The organism is Pseudonocardia sp. Ae717_Ps2, assembly GCF_001932475.1.
GTDB lineage: Bacteria > Actinomycetota > Actinomycetes > Mycobacteriales > Pseudonocardiaceae > Pseudonocardia.
This window is the reverse complement of sequence record NZ_MCIS01000001.1, coordinates 1,625,217-1,642,840: the sequence shown is the minus strand read 5'-3', so window position 1 is coordinate 1,642,840 and position 17,624 is coordinate 1,625,217. Positions and strand designations below refer to the sequence as shown.

General features: G+C 72.7%; 13 protein-coding genes. 7 read left to right on the top strand and 6 right to left on the bottom strand.

Annotated features, from left to right (window positions below; translation table 11 throughout):
- Window positions 1–59 precede the first annotated feature (59 nt).
- The 7 genes from Ae717Ps2_RS07950 (at window position 60) to Ae717Ps2_RS07920 (ending at window position 9,301) form a co-directional block, all read left to right on the top strand.
- A complete protein-coding gene (locus Ae717Ps2_RS07950) occupies window positions 60–1,214 on the top strand; it encodes an acyl-CoA dehydrogenase family protein (protein ID WP_020624314.1) in 1,155 nt (384 codons plus the stop codon).
- Between the two features lie 12 nt (window positions 1,215–1,226).
- A complete protein-coding gene (locus Ae717Ps2_RS07945; RefSeq protein ID WP_075333177.1) occupies window positions 1,227–2,828 on the top strand; it encodes an acyl-CoA carboxylase subunit beta in 1,602 nt (533 codons plus the stop codon).
- An 8-nt stretch (window positions 2,829–2,836) separates the two neighbouring features.
- On the top strand, window positions 2,837–4,819 hold the full coding sequence (locus Ae717Ps2_RS07940; protein ID WP_075311521.1) for a biotin carboxylase N-terminal domain-containing protein: 1,983 nt from the start codon (window positions 2,837–2,839) through the stop codon (window positions 4,817–4,819).
- Window position 4,820: 1 nt separating this feature from the next.
- A complete protein-coding gene (locus Ae717Ps2_RS07935) occupies window positions 4,821–5,582 on the top strand; it encodes an enoyl-CoA hydratase/isomerase family protein (RefSeq protein WP_075333176.1) in 762 nt (253 codons plus the stop codon).
- Window positions 5,567–6,424: a TIGR03084 family metal-binding protein gene (locus Ae717Ps2_RS07930; RefSeq protein ID WP_233147484.1), complete on the top strand. Its 858-nt coding sequence runs from the start codon at window positions 5,567–5,569 to the stop codon at window positions 6,422–6,424. Before Ae717Ps2_RS07935 ends, Ae717Ps2_RS07930 begins: the two co-directional genes overlap by 16 nt.
- The gene (locus tag Ae717Ps2_RS07925) at window positions 6,421–8,190 is read left to right on the top strand and encodes an acyclic terpene utilization AtuA family protein (protein WP_075333175.1); all 1,770 of its coding nucleotides are present in this window, start codon (window positions 6,421–6,423) and stop codon (window positions 8,188–8,190) included. Before Ae717Ps2_RS07930 ends, Ae717Ps2_RS07925 begins: the two co-directional genes overlap by 4 nt.
- A 91-nt stretch (window positions 8,191–8,281) precedes the next feature.
- A complete protein-coding gene (locus Ae717Ps2_RS07920; RefSeq protein WP_075334202.1) occupies window positions 8,282–9,301 on the top strand; it encodes an LLM class F420-dependent oxidoreductase in 1,020 nt (339 codons plus the stop codon).
- Between the two features lie 10 nt (window positions 9,302–9,311).
- Here Ae717Ps2_RS07920 and Ae717Ps2_RS07915 read toward each other — a convergent pair whose 3' ends face one another.
- The 6 genes from Ae717Ps2_RS07915 to Ae717Ps2_RS07890 form a co-directional block, all read right to left on the bottom strand.
- A complete protein-coding gene (locus Ae717Ps2_RS07915) occupies window positions 9,312–9,956 on the bottom strand; it encodes a TetR/AcrR family transcriptional regulator (RefSeq protein WP_020624307.1) in 645 nt (214 codons plus the stop codon).
- An 89-nt stretch (window positions 9,957–10,045) separates the two neighbouring features.
- The gene (locus Ae717Ps2_RS07910; RefSeq protein ID WP_158071472.1) at window positions 10,046–11,413 is read right to left on the bottom strand and encodes an alpha/beta hydrolase; all 1,368 of its coding nucleotides are present in this window, start codon (window positions 11,411–11,413) and stop codon (window positions 10,046–10,048) included.
- Between the two features lie 615 nt (window positions 11,414–12,028).
- Window positions 12,029–13,000 carry an isocyanide synthase family protein gene (locus tag Ae717Ps2_RS07905; protein WP_233147483.1) on the bottom strand — a complete coding sequence of 324 codons (972 nt, stop codon included), beginning with the start codon at window positions 12,998–13,000 and terminating at the stop codon, window positions 12,029–12,031.
- A gap of 58 nt (window positions 13,001–13,058) precedes the next feature.
- Window positions 13,059–14,306, bottom strand: a complete 1,248-nt coding sequence (locus Ae717Ps2_RS07900; RefSeq protein WP_075311513.1) for a cytochrome P450 — start codon at window positions 14,304–14,306, stop codon at window positions 13,059–13,061.
- Window positions 14,307–14,316: 10 nt separating this feature from the next.
- Window positions 14,317–16,158, bottom strand: a complete 1,842-nt coding sequence (gene asnB, locus Ae717Ps2_RS07895) for an asparagine synthase (glutamine-hydrolyzing) (RefSeq protein WP_075333174.1) — start codon at window positions 16,156–16,158, stop codon at window positions 14,317–14,319.
- Complete coding sequence (locus Ae717Ps2_RS07890; RefSeq protein ID WP_083702293.1) at window positions 16,158–17,531, bottom strand: MFS transporter; 1,374 nt, start codon at window positions 17,529–17,531, stop codon at window positions 16,158–16,160. Before Ae717Ps2_RS07890 ends, asnB begins: the two co-directional genes overlap by 1 nt.
- Between the last annotated feature and the right edge of the window lie 93 nt (window positions 17,532–17,624).

Here is a 17,624-nt window from a genome sequence, read left to right as displayed (position 1 = left end):
CGATGATGCACTCAGCGGACGTCGTCGTCCGCCCCTACGCAGAGGACAGAGGAGTCGGTGTGGACTTTCGCGAGAGCTCCGAGCACAGGGACCTGCGAGAGACGGTGCGGGCGATCACCGCCAAGTTCGGTCCGGAGTACTACGTGCCGCGGGCCGAGGCCGGTGAGCCGACCACCGAGCTGTGGTCCGAGCTCGGCGCGAGCGGGTTCCTCGGCATCAACCTGCCGGAGGAGTACGGCGGCGGGGGCGCGGGCATGGCAGAGCTCGCGATGGTCTGTGAGGAAACCGCCGCGGCGGGCTGTCCGCTGTTGCTGCTGCTGGTCTCGGCAGCCATCTCCGGGGAGATGATCGCCGACTTCGGCACCGCCGAGCAGAAGCAGCACTACCTGCCGCGCATGGCCTCCGGTGAGTCCAAGGTGGTCTTCGCGATCACCGAGCCCGACGCGGGATCCAACACCCACAAGCTCTCCACCGTCGCCACCCGCGACGGCGGTGACTGGGTGGTCAACGGGGCCAAGTACTACATCTCCGGGGTGGACGAGGCCGAGGCGATCCTGCTGGTCACCCGCACCGGCAAGGACGAGGCCACCGGTAAGGGCACGCTCTCGCTGTTCCTCGTGCCCACCGACACTCCGGGCCTCCACAGGACCCCGCTCCCGGTGTCGGCGATGCTGCCGGAGAAGCAGTTCACGCTGCACTTCGACGACATGCGGTTGCCCGCGAGCGCGCTGGTCGGCGAGGAGGGCCAGGGCTTCCACCAGGTCTTCCACGGGCTGAACCCGGAGCGGATCACCGGCGCGGCGGTCTGTGTCGGTGTGGCCCGCCACGTGCTCGCCCAGGCCTCGGACTACGCCACGAGCCGCACGGTCTGGGACGCCCCGATCGCGAGCCACCAGGGTGTGTCACACCCACTGGCCAAGGCCCGCATCGAGACCGACCTCGCCGCCCTGATGACGTCCAAGGCCGCCTGGCTGCACGACGAGAGACTCCCCGCGGGCGAGGCCTCGAACATGGCGAAGTACGCCGCCGCCGAGGCCGCGGGCGCCGCGGTCGAGGCCGCGATCCAGACCCACGGCGGCAACGGTCTGGCCACCGAGTACGGCCTGCTGCCCTACTGGGGCATCTCGCGCCTGCTGCGGATCGCGCCGGTCAGCCGCGAGATGGTCCTGAACTTCGTCGCCCAGCACAGCCTGGGTCTGACCCGCTCGTACTAGAAGGAGCGTCCGATGACGACCGTCCTGCGCTCCGCGCTGAACACCTCCGACGAGGTCTACCTCGCCAACCGCAAGCACTCCGAGCAGGTTCTCGCCGAACTCGACGAGCAGGTCCAGGCTGCCATCGCCGGAGGTGGTGAGCGCTACCAGAAGCGCCACCGCGACCGCGGCCGCCTCCTCGTGCGCGAGCGCATCGAGCTGCTCCTCGACCGGGACGCGAGCTTCCTCGAGCTGTCCACGCTCGCCGCCTGGGGCACCCAGTTCCCCGTCGGCGCCTCGATCGTGACCGGGATCGGTGTCGTCTCCGGCGTCGAGTGCATGATCATCGCCCACGACCCCACCGTGCGCGGCGGCGCGATGAACCCCTACTCGCTGAAGAAGACGTTGCGTGCCCTGGAGATCGCCCGGATCAACCGGCTCCCCACGATCAACCTGGTGGAGTCCGGCGGGGCGGACCTGCCGACCCAGTCCGAGCTCTTCGTCCACGCGGGCAAGATCTTCCACGACCTCACCGAGCTCTCCTCGATGGCGATCCCGACGATCGCGCTGGTGTTCGGCAACTCCACCGCGGGCGGCGCCTACGTGCCGGGGATGTGTGACTACGCGGTGATGGTCGACCAGCAGGCCAAGGTGTTCCTCAGCGGCCCCCCGCTGGTCAAGATGGCCACCGGCGAGGACGCCGACGACGAGGAACTCGGCGGCGCGGCCATGCACGCGAAGGTCTCCGGGCTCTGCGACCACTTCGCCGTCGACGAACGGGACGCCATCCGGATCGGCCGCCGGATCGTCTCCGAGCTCCACTGGCACAAGCTGGGCCCCGGCCCCACCCTCCCGGCCGACGAGCCGCTCTACGACCCCGACGAGCTCCTCGGCATCGCGCCGGCGGACATCAAGGTGCCCTTCGACCCGCGCGAGGTCATCGCCCGCGTGGTCGACGGCTCCCGCTTCGGTGAGTACAAGCCGCTGTGGGGAACCAGCCTCGTGACCGGGTGGGCCTCGATCCACGGCTACCCCGTCGGCATCCTCGCCAACGCCCGCGGCGTCCTGTTCAGCGAGGAGGCCAAGAAGGCCAGCGAGTTCATCCAGCTCGCCAACCAGACGGACACGCCGCTGATCTTCCTGCAGAACACCACCGGCTACATGGTCGGCAAGAGCTACGAGCAGGGCGGGATCATCAAGGACGGCTCCAAGATGATCAACTCGGTGGCCAACAGCAAGGTCCCGCACATCACGATGAACCTGGCAGCCTCGTTCGGCGCCGGGAACTACGGGATGTCGGGACGCGCCTACGACCCCCGGCTGATGTTCGCCTGGGCGGGCTCGCGGCTCGCGGTCATGGGGGCCACCCAGCTCGCCGGCGTGATGTCGATCGTCGCGAAGGCCTCCGCCGCGTCGTCGGGCCGCGAGTTCGACGCCGAGGCCGACGAGCGCAACCGGGCCGCCATCGAGGCCCAGATCGAGTCCGAGTCGCACTCGTTCTTCGTCACCGCCCGGCTCTACGACGACGGCCTGATCGACCCCCGCGACACCCGCACCGTGCTCGGCATCGCCCTGTCGACCGCACACTCCAACATCGTCGCCGGCCAGCGTGGCTACGGCGTCTTCCGGATGTGAGTGAGGACATGACCATCCACAAACTGCTGGTGGCCAACCGCGGGGAGATCGCCGAGCGGATCATCCGCTCCGCCCGTGCACTGGACATCGCCACCGTCGCCGTCCACTCCGACCCGGACGCCGACACGCTGTTCGTCGATGCCGCCGACGAGGCGGTGCGGCTCCCCGGTGCCGCCCCGTCGGAGACCTACCTGAGGACCGAGCTGATCATCGAGGCCGCGCGGCTCACCGGTGCCGACGCCATCCACCCGGGCTACGGGTTCCTGTCCGAGAACGCCGACTTCGCCCGTGCCTGCGCAGCAGCCGGGATCACCTTCGTCGGCCCGCCGGTCGAGGCCATCGAGGCGATGGGGTCGAAGATCGCGGCGAAGGAACTGATGGAGAAGGCCGGCGTCCCCGTCCTTCCCGGCGCCACGATCGATTCCGACCCGGCCCCCGACGAGGTCCGCGAGCTGGCCGGTGGGATCGGCTACCCGCTGCTGGTCAAGGCCGCCTTCGGCGGCGGCGGTCGCGGCATGCGGATCGTCCGCTCCGCCGACGAGGTGGTCGACGCCGTTCTCGGCGCCCGTCGTGAGGCCGCGTCGGCCTTCGGCGACGGCACGGTGTTCCTCGAGCGGTTCGTGGAGGACCCGCGCCACGTCGAGGTGCAGATCTTCGGCGACACCCACGGCACCGTGGTGCACCTGTTCGAACGCGAGTGCTCGATCCAGCGCCGCTACCAGAAGATCGTCGAGGAGGCCCCCTCCCCCGCGGTCGACGAGGCACTGCGGGCCCAGCTCGGGGACGCGGCCGTCGCCGCGGGCGCGGCCATCGGCTACACCGGCGCCGGGACCGTCGAGTTCGTCATGGCGCAGAACGGAGAGTTCTTCTTCCTCGAGGTCAACACCCGGCTGCAGGTCGAGCACCCGGTCACCGAGGAGATCACCGGCCTGGACCTGGTGGCGCTGCAGATCGCGGTCGCCGAGGGCGAGCCGCTGCCCCCGGAGGTCACGGGGGCCACGATCAGCGGCCACGCGATCGAGGCCCGGCTCTACGCCGAGGACCCGACCCAGGACTACCTGCCCGGCTCGGGCACCCTGCGCCGCTTCCACGTACCGGCCCTGCCCGGCGTACGGGTGGACACCGGTGTGCGGGACGGCTCGGTCGTCGGCACGCACTACGACCCCATGCTGGCCAAGGTCATCGCGCACGGCCGCACCCGCACCGAGGCCGCGCGCAGGCTCGCCCGGGCGCTGTCCGAGGCCGAGGTGCACGGTCTGGTCACCAACCGGGACCTGCTCGTCGCGATCCTGCGCGAGCCGGAGTTCCTGGCCGGAAGGACCGACACCGGCTATCTGAGCCGGCACGAGCCCACCGCGCTCGTCGGCACCCCGGACGAGAACACCCTCGCGGTCCACGCACTCGCGGCGGCCCTGGCCGAGCAGTCCGGCCGTCGCGCGGGAGCCCGGGTGCAGCGACCGGTCCCGACGGGCTGGCGGAACGTCCGCAGCGCCCCCCAGCACGCCGAGTACCGGTGGGGCGACCACGAGATCGACGTGACCTACCGGCTCGTCCGCGGCGCCCTGACGGCGAGCGTCAACGCGACCGGCCTGGCCGACGTCGCCGTCATCGAGGCCACCGACGACCTCGTCGACCTCCGGGTCGGCGGCATCCGCCGGGCCGTGCGGGTGCACCGCGTCGGCGACACCGCCTACGTGGACAGCGTCCTCGGCGGCACCACACTCGTCGAGCGACCGCGGCTCCCCGAGCCCGGGACCGACGCCGCGCCCGGCTCGTTGCTCGCGCCCATGCCCGGCACCGTCCTGCGGGTCGCGGCCGAGGTCGGGGAACAGGTCGAGCAGGGTGCGGTCGTCGTGGTGTTCGAGGCGATGAAGATGGAGCACTCCGTGCGTGCTCCCGTGGCGGGCACCGTCACCGAGCTGGGGGTCCGGGTCGGCGACACCGTGGAGTCCGGCGAGGTCCTCGCCGTCATCGACGAGGTGGAGGCCTGACATGAGCGACGTGACCTACGAGGTGACCGACGGCGTCGCCTGGCTGACCATCGACCGCCCGGACGCGCGCAACGCGCTGAGCAGGGCGGTCCGTGAGGGTCTGTTCGACGGCGTCCGCCGGTTCAACGCCGACGACACGGCGAAGGTCCTGGTCCTCACCGGATCCGGTGAGAAGGCCTTCTGCGCGGGCGGCGACCTGAAGAAGATGAACGACGTCGCCCTGCAGGTGCCGCCGCCGGACTTCCTGCCCCAGCTCGGCCGCAACATCGACGTGCCCAAGCCGACGATCGCCGCGGTCAACGGCATCGCCTACGGCGGTGGGTTCCTGCTCGCCCAACAGTGCGATCTCGTCGTCGCCGCCGAGCACGCCCGCTTCGCGATCTCCGAGGTCAAGATCGGCCGGGGATCCCCGTGGGCGGCGCCGCTGTCCTGGCTGGTCCCACCCCGCGTCGCAATGAAGATCCTGCTCACCGGCGACCCGATCGGCGCCACGGAGGCTCAGGGCTACGGCCTGGTCAACGACGTCGTGCCCGCCGACGAGCTGCGCACGCACACCCAGGCGCTGGCCGAGCGGATCGCCGCCAACGCGCCGCTGTCGGTGCTCGCCGCCAAGCGCACGGCGTACCTGTCCGCCAGCCACACCCGCGCCGAGGCCTACGACCTGGCCGAGGAGATCTGGGAGCCGGTGTACCTGTCGAAGGACGCTCAGGAGGGGCCGCTGTCCTTCCGCGAGAAGCGCGCTCCCGTATGGCAGGGCATCTGATGGCCGGCCTCCTCGACCAGGTGCTCGACGACCTGGAGGCCGAGTCCCGCGTGGTCGCGGCGATGATCGCCGACCTCGACGACGCTGGCTTCTCCGCACCCACCCCGGCCGCGGGCTGGACCATCCGGGACCAGCTGACCCACCTGGCCTACTTCGACGAGACCGCCACCCAGGCCGTCGTCGATCCCGAGGCGTTCCGGCGGGACGCGGCAGTGCTCACGGCGGAGGGCCCATCCTTCCCCGACCGGATCGCCGCGGAGCACGCCTCGCTGCCCGCCGACGAGGTGCGGGCCTGGTTCGCGCGGGCGCGCGCCGCGTTGGTCGACGCGTTCCGCGACGCGGCGCCCAAGGCGCGGTTGCCCTGGTACGGGCCGGACATGAGCGCACTGTCCTGCGTGACCGCGCGGCTGATGGAGACCTGGGCACACGGCCAGGACGTCGCCGACACCCTCGGCTACCGGCGCGAGCCCACCGACCGGCTCCGCCACGTCGCCCACCTCGGCGTGCAGACCTTCGGCTTCACCTACCTCAACAACGGGCGCAAGATCCCGACGACCCCGGTACGGGTCGAGCTCGCGGCCCCCTCCGGGGACACCTGGACCTGGGGCCCCGAGGACGCGACGGACCGGGTCACCGGCTCCGCGCTGGGCTTCTGTCTCACGGTGACCCAGCGCAGGCACCCCTCCGACACCGACCTGCAGGTCAGCGGGCCGGTCGCAGCAGAGTGGATCTCCATCGCGCAGGCGTTCGCCAACCCGCCCGGACCGGGCCGCGCCTCCGGCGCGGTCGCCGAGCCGACCCGACCCGCTCCCGAACCGGCACGCACTGGAGGGCTCCGATGACCCCCGACCCGAGCCGCCCGGTACGGATCGGCAACTGCTCCGGCTTCTACGGCGACCGCATCAGCGCCGCCCGGGAGATGGTCGAGGGCGGGCCGATCGACGTCCTGACCGGCGACTACCTCGCCGAACTCACCATGCTCATCCTGTACAAGGCCCGGCAGAAGGACCCGAACGGCGGCTACGCCAGGACCTTCCTCACCCAGGTCGAGCACGTCCTGGGCACTTGTCTGGACCGGGGCGTCAGGATCGTGTCCAACGCGGGCGGACTCAACCCCGCCGGGCTGGCCACCGACCTGGCCGCCCTGGCCGAACGCCTCGGCCTCGCCCCGAGGATCGCCTACGTGCACGGTGACGACCTCGTCGAGCGCCTCGACGAGATCCAGGCCGCCGGTCACGCCCTGGCCCACCTCGACACCGGCGCCACGCTCGCCGACGCCGGGGTGAACCCCGTGTCCGCCAACGCCTACCTGGGTGCCTGGGGCATCACCGAGGCCCTGCGTGCCGGGGCCGACATCGTCGTCACCGGGCGGGTCACCGACGCGTCCGTCGTCGTCGGCCCCGCAGCCTGGTGGCACGGCTGGGAGCAGACGGACTTCGACGCCATCGCCGGCGCCATGGCCGCCGGACACGTGATCGAGTGCGGGCCCCAGGCCACCGGCGGCAACTACTCCTTCTTCGAGGAGGTCACCGACCGCCGCTACCCCGGCTTCCCCCTCGCCGAGATCGCCGCCGACGGCTCCAGCGTGATCACCAAGCAGCCCGACACCGGGGGCCTGGTCTCGCCGGGCACCGTCACCGCGCAGCTGCTCTACGAGATCGGGGAGCCCGCCTACCTCGGCCCGGACGCGGTGGCGCACTTCGACTCCCTGTACCTGGCCCAGGAGGGGGAGCACCGGGTCCGGATCTCCGGGGTCAGGGGCAGCGCGCCCACGGACCAGCTGAAGGTGGCCCTGAACTACGAGGGCGGCTACCGCAACACCATGACCCTCGTCCTGACCGGCACCCGCATCGAGGAGAAGGCGGCCTGGGCGGAGCAGCAGCTCGTGGAGCTGCTCGGCGGACGGGACCGCTTCGCGGAGTTCGACGTGCAGCTGCTGCGCTTCGACCACCCGGACGCCCCCACCAACGCCCAGGCCACCGCGCACCTGCGGGTCACGGTCAAGGACCCCGACCGGCGCAAGGTCGGCCGGGCCTTCTCCAATACGACGATGGAACTCGCACTCGGCGGCTACCCGGGGTTCCACACCACGACCCCACCCACGGCCGAGAGCGCCTTCGGCGTCTACTGGCCCACCCTCGTGCCCGCCTCCGAGGTCCGGCATCTGGTCACGCTGCCCGACGGCACCACGAGAGCCGTGCCCCACGCCCCGGTCACCGGTGAGGTGCCCGGGGCGGCCGCGCCCGTCGTGCCGGCGGCGGTCGAGGGCCCCACCCGCAGGCTCCCGCTGGGCGAGATCGCGGCGGCCCGGTCCGGGGACAAGGGCGGCAACGCCAACATCGGCGTCTGGACCCGGACCGATGCCGAGTACGAGTGGCTCCGCGGCCATCTCACGGTCGAACGCGTGCGCGAGCTGCTCCCGGAGGCGGCCGAGCTGGAGATCCGCCGCTTCGACCTGCCCAACCTGCGCGCGCTGAACGTCGTCGTGGTCGGGCTCCTCGGCGCCGGGGTCGCCTCGGCCACCCGACCCGACCCGCAGGCCAAGGGCCTGGGCGAGTACCTGCGCAGCCGCCTCGTCGACATCCCCGTCGCCCTGCTGTCGGACTGACCGGGGTGGCGGGGTGACCCACCCGCCCGTCCGCCGCCTCACCCCCTTGGCGGTGGGCGGGCCTCCTTCTGTGAGAGAGGTTCGGATGGCTCTGCCCGTGGGCGTCAACGTCGGGCACTTCTTCCGGGGAGTGCCCGCGGACTTCGCCGAGACCGTCCGGCGGATCGAGGACCTGGGCTTCGACGGCCTGTGGTTCGCCGAGGCCTACGGCTCGGACGTCTTCACCCCGCTGGCCTACGCCGCGGCCGTGACCAGCCGGATCCGGCTCGGGACGGCCGTCGCGCAGATCCCCGCGCGGACCCCCACCGCCACCGCCACCACCGCGGCGACGCTGGACCAGCTCTCCGGCGGCCGGGTCGTCCTCGGGCTGGGTGCGTCCGGCCCACAGGTCTCCGAGGGCTGGCACGGCGTCGCCTACCCCCGCCCGCTCGCCCGGACCCGCGAGTACGTCGACGTGGTGCGCCGGGTCCTTGCCCGCGCGGAACCGCTCGACCACGACGGCGAGTTCCACCAGCTCCCGTTGCGTGGCGGCACCAGGCTCGGCAAGCCGCTGAAGTCGTCGCTGCACATCCTGCGTCCCGACCTGCCGATCCAGCTCGGCGCCGAGGGGCCGCGCAACGTCGCGCTCGCCGCCGAGATCGCCGACGGCTGGCACGCGATGTTCTTCTCCCCCGCCTTCGACGGCTTCTACCGCGAGGCCCTCGACGCCGGCTTCGCGAGACGCGGCGGCAGGCCGGAGCGGTTCGAGGTCGTCTGCACCCTGCCCGTCGTCGTCGACACCGACGTCGAGCGCGCCGCCGACCGGGTCCGCCCCGACCTCGCCCTGTACATGGGCGGCATGGGCGCCCGCGGCGCGAACTTCCACCACGACGTGTTCGCCCGCATGGGACACGCCGAGCTCGCGGCCAGGGTCCAGGACCTCTATCTGCGCGGCGAGAAGGCCGCCGCCGCGGCGGCGATCCCCACCTCGCTGGTCGAGGAGGTCGCACTCGTCGGACCGCCGGGCAAGATCCGGGAGGAGATCGGGCGCTGGGAGAGCACGGTGGTCGGATCCCTCGCCGTGCAGGGCCTGCCTGCCGACCTCGACACCCTGGCCACCGCGGTCCTCTGAGTGGCTGGGATCAGGCACCTTCCTCGAGGGCGCCGTCGACGGCCGGTCGGCGCCCGGGCACGTCCTGCGCGGGCGCAATCCCCAGACACGAGTGCGCAGCGCCGCTCAGGAGTTCGGCGAGCCGAGCAGGCGGTAGACCCGAGTTGTGGAACAGGATGCTCTGGATGCTGCCGATCGCGGCGTGCACGAGCAGCCGGACCTCGGCGTCGGGCATTCCCGGGCGCAGCGGTGCAGCGACCGCGACCCACTCCTCGATGTAGTGCCGCTGCGCGCGCCGGAGCCGGCGCAGGTCCTCCTCCGGGAGGTTGCGCGCCTCGCGGTGGTACACCTGGAGAATCCGCCGATCACGGATCGCCACCTCGACGTGGTTCCGTACCAACGCGGTGACCGCCGCCCGGTCGTCGACGGCCGACTCCACCACCTCCGACGCTCCGGTACGGAGGTTGTCCATGACCTTGTCCAGCAGCACGGCCAGGATGGCGGACTTGCTGGGGAAGTGCCGGTAGATCCCGGAGCCGACGATGCCGGCGGCCGTGCCGATGTCCGCCATCCCCACGGTGTGGTAGCCGTTGCGGGAGATCAGATCGGCGGCCGCGGTCAGGATCCGCGTCTTACGGGCAGGATCACGCCGCCTCGGACCACGCTCCCCGGGCACAGGCACACCTCCGTCTCCACCAGCCGGAATCACCATGACACACGTCGGCCACTCCCGGGTTCGGGCGTGGCCGACGTGTCATCCGACGGTCAGCCGATCGGGAGCCCCTTCGGGTCGCCGAGCGTGCCGACGCCGTCGACGGGCACCGGTGGTACCAGCCTGGTCGTCTCCGGCAGGACGTCGCTCAGCTGCGGCGCCTGCGTCCGGCACCCGGCGCGGTAGCCGTCGACGTTCTCGCCGTGGACCCCTGACGCCTCGTCCGCGAAGTAGGCGATCTGGGCGAAGGCCTGCTGTGCGTTGAGGTGCAGGTTGATGTCGTGCCCGGCGTCCGGGACCGCGGCCGCGCGGAAACAGGCTGCGGAGTCGTGTGCCGGGGCCTCCCACTCCCGCAGCCGGGTCGACGCGGCCTCCAGCTCCTGGGGCGAGGCGTCGTGCCCCGCATCCGTGGCGCACTCCTGCTGGTTCGCGCCGCACACCAGGGTGTCGAACTCACCGTTGATGGTGAAGGTCGGGATGGTGATGTTCTTGTGCATCCCGGTGTACTCCGGCGCCGGGAACGTCGCGAGCTCCGGTACCGTCACCGTGTTCGCCAGCTCGTTGTCCTTCTCGATCACGGCCGGGTCGGCGTTCGGCTCGTGGTAGAGCGCCGGGATGTTGCGGCTGCCCTGGCGGACCTGGAGGTAGCCCGGGTCCTTCGCCCACGGCTCGTCCGCGGTCACCGGGTCCAACGCGGCCGGGCCGCCGGTGAGGATCAGCGGCACCGCGTTGATCGCTCCGACGCGGTCGGTGTAGCCGGTGGCGATGACCGCGTCGGTGTCGTTGTAGAGGCTCGACTCGAACCAGGCGATGACCGATCCGTACGAGTGCCCGACCGTGGTGACGTGATCGAAGGCGACATCACCGATCGCACCCTGCTTCAGCTTGCTGATCAGCTGGTGGATGGTCTCGGCCTGAGCGGCCGTGGTGGTGAGCGCGCTGAGCGGGTGGTCGGAGCGACCGTGCCCGATCCGGTCGATGTTGAGGGTCGCGTAGCCGTGGCGGATGAGGGCGTTCACCGCCGAGTACCTCTCCGGCTGGTAGGGGAAGTCCCAGTAGTGGGTGCCGTAGGTGATGCCGTGGATCAGCACGAGCACTGCGGGCGGACGACCGGCCTTCGCGTCCGCCAGAGCTTCCCGGCTCATGCACAGTTCGCCGTAGATGGAGGACGGGACCGAAGGCTCCTTCAGGTTCAGCCCCGCCGTTCCGGGCAACGACGTCCCGGCCGGAGCGGCCACCGCCGGGATCGACACCGGGATCTGCCCGGCGAAGGGGCAGGTCTTGTTCTCCGCGGAGGTCGGGGTTCCGTAGTCACGGGGCGCGGCGGGCGTGTCCGGCGCCGCCCCGGCCACACCGACCACACCGACCAGCGCTGCTACGGCCGCAGCGACGGCTATGGCGACGCGGACGTGTCTCCTCATGATCGAGCCTCTCTTTAGTGAATGGCTGTTCTCAACAACGAGCACGCTGCCCACCAGATGCAGACCGATCGAGTGATGGAGCACGCATGCTGCCGGTAGTCGGCACGTAACGAGCGTCGGAAGGCGGCACAGCCTCATGCAGACCGACAAGCGGCCGTCACCTTCGGCAGCGCAAGTGATCCAGATTCACTTGTGGAGTTGGACCCGGGCCAACCGGCAGGCCTTCACCGTGGGCCTGCTGCCTCACTGCGGAACCTCGTGAGGACCGAGGCGCTGCCCGACGGCGCGAGTCGCCACGCCACTGCGAGGGACGACCGAGAAGGGCTTGACCGGAGCGCCGACGATGGTTAACTTCGCACGCGCAAAACGTGAACGGTCTGAACGCCAGAGGGACGGCGAAGGATCGAGACGAGCGGGAGGATGATCATTAGAGAAGCCCCCGGACATCTGGATCAGTAGAAGTGTCTCTGTAGTTGCGGGGCCCGGCCATCAGGCCGGGCCCCGCACGGCGTCATGGGTCATCGACGGTGGCGACCAGCAGTACGGCAACCGCCGGGGCCACGCCACCGGCGTCCGGCGGTGGGACGGGCACCCGCCGGAGGACGGCCCGCGTGATCACGGCGACCATCCTGTACCGGGCCGACCAGCGGCGACGTGGTCAGGTCGTCCCGCGCGCCTGACCAGGCCGCCCGAACGACGGGCCCGGTCGGCCCGCTGGAGCGACCAGGTCCCGTCCCGCCCCCGCACCGCGCACGAGTGCCACGGGGTCATCCATGCGTCGTCGGCCGGCACTAGGCGCACACCCAGCTTCGACGAGCCGGCCGGATGCGGGTGGATGGACAGCCGCACGCCGTCGGGGAACCGATCGGCGACCAGCGCGCTCCAGGCGTTGCTGCGGGCCACGACCCGGTAGCCGCGCTCCCGGGAGCGGCGCTGCAGGGCGGCGCGGCTGCCCTCGTGGTCGCCGGCGTCCTCGACGAGGAACCGCACGATCCCCAGGTAGAGCGCGCGTTCGGAGGGGTCGGCGCGGCAGCGCTCCCGCAACTGCTCGACCGACGGCGCCCACAGCCGGTCGAGCAGCGCACGGCGTTCGGAGTGGCTGCGATCGGGGTAGGCGTCCGACAGGTCGAAGAACTCGAAGCCCGGCAGCCGCTCCGCCGCGGCGAGCTCGCGGAGTGCGGCGCCGTAGTCGTCGACGTGCCCGTCGGGCACTCCGATGAGGTCGGCGAAGACGTGCCCGTCGGAGCAGACGAGCACCCGCGCACCCGGTTCGTGCACGGCGGCGATCTCGGCCCGGACGCGGTCCAGGTGGTGCAGCGACAGCCGCTCCCCCGCGTCGGGCAGCCGGCCGAGCACCTTGGCCGGGTTCGGGGACTTGCAGGGGAACGCCGGTAGCACCAGCCGCAGTGGTGTACCGGCGGTGACGGCGGCCCGGATCTGGGCGCGCTGCGGGTCGAAGGCGGAGGGCTCGGGCGCCGGCTCGTCGCGCGGGGCGCGCCGGTGGCGCAGCAGGATGTCGAGGACGTCCTCGACGACGGCGTCGGTGCGGGTCCGGTCGGTGACCGGGTCCGGGGCACAGGCGATCAACGATGCTCCGATCGGCGGGTCGCCACGGGTGACGACGGCGTGGTGGGTGTCGGTCGGGTCAGCGGGCGTGCGACGACGCGTCGTGGGTCACGAGGAGTGCGCGGACACCGCGGCCCAGCACGGCCGGGGTCCAGTCGAGCGCGGCGGGATCGGTGGCGAACCGCATGCCGGGCAGCCGGGCGAGCAGGGTGCCCAACGCGACCTGCAGCTCGACGCGGGCCAGCGCGGCGCCAGGACAGAAGTGGATGCCGTGTCCGAACGCGAGGTGCGGGTTCGGGCTGCGGTCGAGCACCAGCTCGTCGGCTCGGTCGAAGCGGCGCGGGTCGCGGTTGGCCGCGCACAGCGACACGATCACCGAGTCCCCGGCGGGGACCTCGCGGCCGTGCAGCTCGTCGGTCTCGGCGAGGAACCGCCAGGTGGTGAGCTCGAACGCGCTGTCGTAGCGCAGCAGCTCCTCCACCGCGCGCGGCAGCAGCTCCGGGTCGGCGGCGAGGCGGTCGAGCTCGTCGGGGCGGTGCAGCAGCGCGACCAGCGCGGTGGTGATCTGGTTCGTCACCGGCTCCTGCCCGGCCACGAGCAGCTGGAAGACCATGGAGTCGAGCTGCTCCGCGGTGAGCTCGTCGGCGTCGCGGGCCGCGACCAGACGGGTGAGCAGCCCGCCGCCGGGCAGGTCCCGCACGCCGTCGACGACCCGCGCGATGTAGTCCTGCAGCCCGTGCAGCAGCCCCTCGTAGTGGGCGCGGCGCGGGTCGGAGGGCCCGACCGGGGCGACGACGCCGCCCCACTCCCGCCGGAACCCCGACGCGAGCTCGTCGGGCAGCCCGATCGCCAGGGCCAGCACGGCGAACGGGAAGTGGGCGGCGAACCCCGCGACCAGGTCCACCGGTCCGTCGGTGGCCGTCAGGTCGTCCAGGAGCCGGTCGGCGATCTCCTGCAGCCGTGGGCGCAGCTCCTCGGCAGCCCGCGGGGTGAAGGACTCGGTCACCAGCCGTCGCATGACGGTGTGGGTGGGCGGGTCCTGGTGCAGCAGGTGGACCTGCAGCTGGGAGTGCTGCGGTTCGGGCATGATCGACGCCCGCGCCCGCCAGCGGTCGTTGCCCAGGCGGTGGTCCTTGCCCAGGCGCCGGTCGTTCAGGGTGGCGTGGGCGGCGTCGTAGCCCGTGACCAGCCAGGCGTGCACACCGCTGGGGAACGCCACCCGGTGGATCGGGCAACGGCGGCGCAGCTCCCCGTAGAGCGGGTAGGGGTCGCGCTTGTAGTCCGGGCCGACGAGCGGGACCGGCTCGGTCTCGTGGTGGGAGATCATCGGTGTCCTCTCAGATCCGCAGCGCGGGCCGCGCGACGTCGAGCCACAGGGCGAGGTCGACGACCCGCTCCAGGCGCAGCCGGGTGCCCCAGTCGAGCCCCTCCGCGGGCGCGTCGAGCAGCGGGTCGATGCGGGTGCGGTCGACGACGTCGGTGACGCCGTCGACGGTCAGGGCGTCGCGGGCCAGCTCCTGCAGCCCGGTGGCGTAGCCGGGGTCGTGGGTGGCCGGATAGTGGTTCTTGGCCCGCCACAGCACCGAGTCGGGCAGGTGCTTCGCACCCGCTCTGCGCAGCAGCGACTTCTCCCGGCCGTCGCGGGTCTGCTCGCTCCACGGGACCGAGAACGCGTACTCGACGAGGCGGTGGTCGCAGTAGGGCACGCGGACCTCCAGGCCGTGCGCCATCGACAGCCGGTCCTTGCGGTGCAGGAGCTGACGCACCCAGCGGGTGAGCGAGAGGTGCTGCAGCTCGCGCGAGCGGTGCTGCTCGGGTGACTCGTCGTCGTGGTGCGGGACGGCGGCGAGCGCGTCGGCGTAGGTGTCGGCGCGGAACTCCCCGAGCCGCATGGCGGCCGCGAGGTCGGGGTGCAGCGGGACCGCCGCGTCGTCGCCGGTGACCAGCAGCCACGGGAACGTCGCCGCGGCCCGCGGACGCTCGGCGTGGAACCAGGGGTAGCCGCCGAACACCTCGTCGGCGGCCTCCCCGGACAGCGCGACCGTCGAGTGCTCGCGGATCCGACCGAACAGCAGGTACAGCGAGGTGTCCATGTCGCCGACGCCGATCGGGGAGTCCCGGGCCGCGACGACGGCGCGCCGGTGCTCCAGGTCGAGCAGCGCCGCCGGGTCGAGGACGGTCACCGAGTGGTCGGTGCCGATGTGCGCCCCGGCCTCGGCCGCGTAGGGGGTGTCGTGCCCGGTGCGCAGGACGTCGCCGGTGAACTCGCGGGCCTGGTCGGTGTAGTCGACGGCGTAGGAGCGCAGCACCGCGTCGGGCCCGTGACGGTCGCGGAGTTCTGCCGCGGCGAACGCGGTCACGACCGAGGAGTCGAGCCCGCCCGAGAGCAGGCTGCAGATCTCGACGTCGGCCTCCAGCCGGGACCGGGCGGCCCGCTCGACGAGCGCCGCGACGTGGTCGGCGGTCGCCTCGGGGCCGTCGGTGTGCTCCCGCAGCTCCAGCTGCCAGTAGCGGCCGGTGCGCACGCCGTCGGCGTCGAACAGCAGCCACCCGCCGGGCTCGACCTCCGCGACACCGGCGTAGACGCCGGGCCAGGTGGAGAACAGCAGCGAGTAGCCGTCGCGCAGGCTCTCGACGTCGGCGACCGGGTCGATACCGGGGTGGGCGAACAGGGCCTTGGGCTCGGAGCCGAACGCGACGCCACCGGTCGGGGTGCGGGCCCAGTACAACGGTTTGACGCCGAGCCGGTCGCGGCCCAGTACGAGCCGGCCGGTCGGCTGGTCCCACACCGCGAACGCGAACATGCCCTCCAGCCGGTCGAGCACGGCGAGCCCCCACTCCCGGTACCCGGCGAGCACGACCTCGGTGTCGCTGCGCGTGTCGAACCGGTGCCCGCGCGAGCGCAGCTCGGCGCGCAGCTCGTGGTGGTTGTAGACCTCGCCGGAGTAGGACAGGACGGTGCGGGTGCCCTCGCTGCCGGCGAGCATCGGCTGCACGCCACCGTCGAGGTCGATCACCGCGAGGCGGCGGTGCCCGAGCGCGGCGCGTTCGTCGTGCCACACCCCGCCGGCGTCGGGCCCGCGCAGGACCTGGGTCGCGGCCATGGCCTCGGCGACCGCGCGGAGCGCCGCCGGGTCGGCGGCGGGAGCGGGCTCGGCCAGGCCGGCGATGCCACACATCAGGGGATCTCCTCGGTGGTGGGACGATCGCGGTGCCCGATCAGCAGCAACGCGGCGACGACGGCCGTGAGCGCCGTGACGACGAGGGCGGGACGGGTGGCGAGCACCGTGCCGTCGGTGTTCCAGGCGAGCGCGGCGGCGGCCGGGCCGACCGCGAAACCGAGGGCGCGGGCGCACTGCACGCCGGCGCCGGCGGTCGCCATCCGGTCCCGCGCGGCTCCGGCGAGGACGAGCACCTGGGTGGGGCCGCCGTAGAGTCCGGTGCCCAGTCCGGCCAGCGCCACCCGCCAGGCGACGTCGACCGGGGTCCAGGACGCCCCGTCGGGGAGCGCGGCGAGCAGCGTGAAGCCGACCGCGGCGAGGGCGACGCCGGCGACCGCGACCGCGCGCGGGGAGAAGCGGTCGGCGAGCCGGCCAGCGGGCGGCCCGGCCACGACCATCCCCAGCGGGAACGCCAGCAGCGCCAGCCCGGCGGCGGCGGGACCGGAGCCCCCGGCCTGCAACCCGACGGCGACCAGGTACGAGGCGGCCGCGAACGCCCCGGCGAGCAGGGCCACGGCGGCGGCGGGCGCGACGCCACGCGGCCGAAGCGCCGCGGCGACCGCGCGAGCGCCGGGGCGCGACGCCGAGGTGGCGAGCGCGGCGACCGCGACCACGATCGCCGCGGCCACCACCGCCGGACCGGCGAGAACACCGGTGGCGACGGCACACACGAGTCCGAGACCGGCGAGGAGCAGTGCGGCGTCGACCAGGCCCGCCCGGTCCGGCCCGGCCAGCACCCCGGCGGGGATCCGCGACCGGCGGACCAGCACGACCGCGACCAGCGACAACGCGACCACCGGGACGAACGCGACGCGCCAGCCGGCCAGCTCGATCATCGGCCCGCCCACCGCGGGACCCAGCACCCCGCCGATCGGGCCGGCCGTCGCGGGCACCGCCATCGCCCGGCCCCGACGCTGCGGGGCGACCGCAGCCACCGCGAGCACCGGCATGAGCACCATCAGCACCGCGCCGCCGGCACCCTGCAGAACGCGCAGCCCGACCAGCACCGGCAGCGACGGCGCGACCACGGCCGTGAGGTTCGCGGCGGCGAAGACACCGACGGCGGTGAGCAGGGCGGGTCGCACGGCGACCCGGTCCAGCCACCGCCCCGCCGGCAGCAGCAGCGCCACGGCCGGGATCGCATACGCCAGCACAACCCACTGGACCGACCGGGGATCGGCGCCGAATCCCTCCGCGATCCGCGGCAGGGCCACGGTGACGACGTTCATGTCGAACATCGCCGTGAACGACAGCAGGCCCGCCACCGCGACCGCGGCCCGGTCGTCACGCACCTGCCCGGCCGGCTCCGACGCCGTTCCGTCCTCGACCACTCCACCTCCGATCGCCACACCGTCGAGTGACGAGTCGTCACCACACGTGGTCGAGTTCCCGGGCGATACGGCCGAACGGCGCGATCCACGTCA

Bases quoted from the DNA above. Each gene is read 5' to 3' on its own strand.
- Ae717Ps2_RS07945 (WP_075333177.1), top strand. From the start codon at position 1,227: ATGACGACCGTCCTGCGCTCCGCGCTGAACACCTCCGACGAGGTCTAC.
- Ae717Ps2_RS07940 (WP_075311521.1), top strand. From the start codon at position 2,837: ATGACCATCCACAAACTGCTGGTGGCCAACCGCGGGGAGATCGCCGAG.
- Ae717Ps2_RS07935 (WP_075333176.1), top strand. From the start codon at position 4,821: ATGAGCGACGTGACCTACGAGGTGACCGACGGCGTCGCCTGGCTGACC.
- Ae717Ps2_RS07930 (WP_233147484.1), top strand. From the start codon at position 5,567: ATGGCAGGGCATCTGATGGCCGGCCTCCTCGACCAGGTGCTCGACGAC.
- Ae717Ps2_RS07925 (WP_075333175.1), top strand. From the start codon at position 6,421: ATGACCCCCGACCCGAGCCGCCCGGTACGGATCGGCAACTGCTCCGGC.
- Ae717Ps2_RS07910 (WP_158071472.1), bottom strand. From the start codon at position 11,413: ATGAGGAGACACGTCCGCGTCGCCATAGCCGTCGCTGCGGCCGTAGCA.
- Ae717Ps2_RS07900 (WP_075311513.1), bottom strand. From the start codon at position 14,306: ATGATCTCCCACCACGAGACCGAGCCGGTCCCGCTCGTCGGCCCGGAC.
- asnB (WP_075333174.1), bottom strand. From the start codon at position 16,158: ATGTGTGGCATCGCCGGCCTGGCCGAGCCCGCTCCCGCCGCCGACCCG.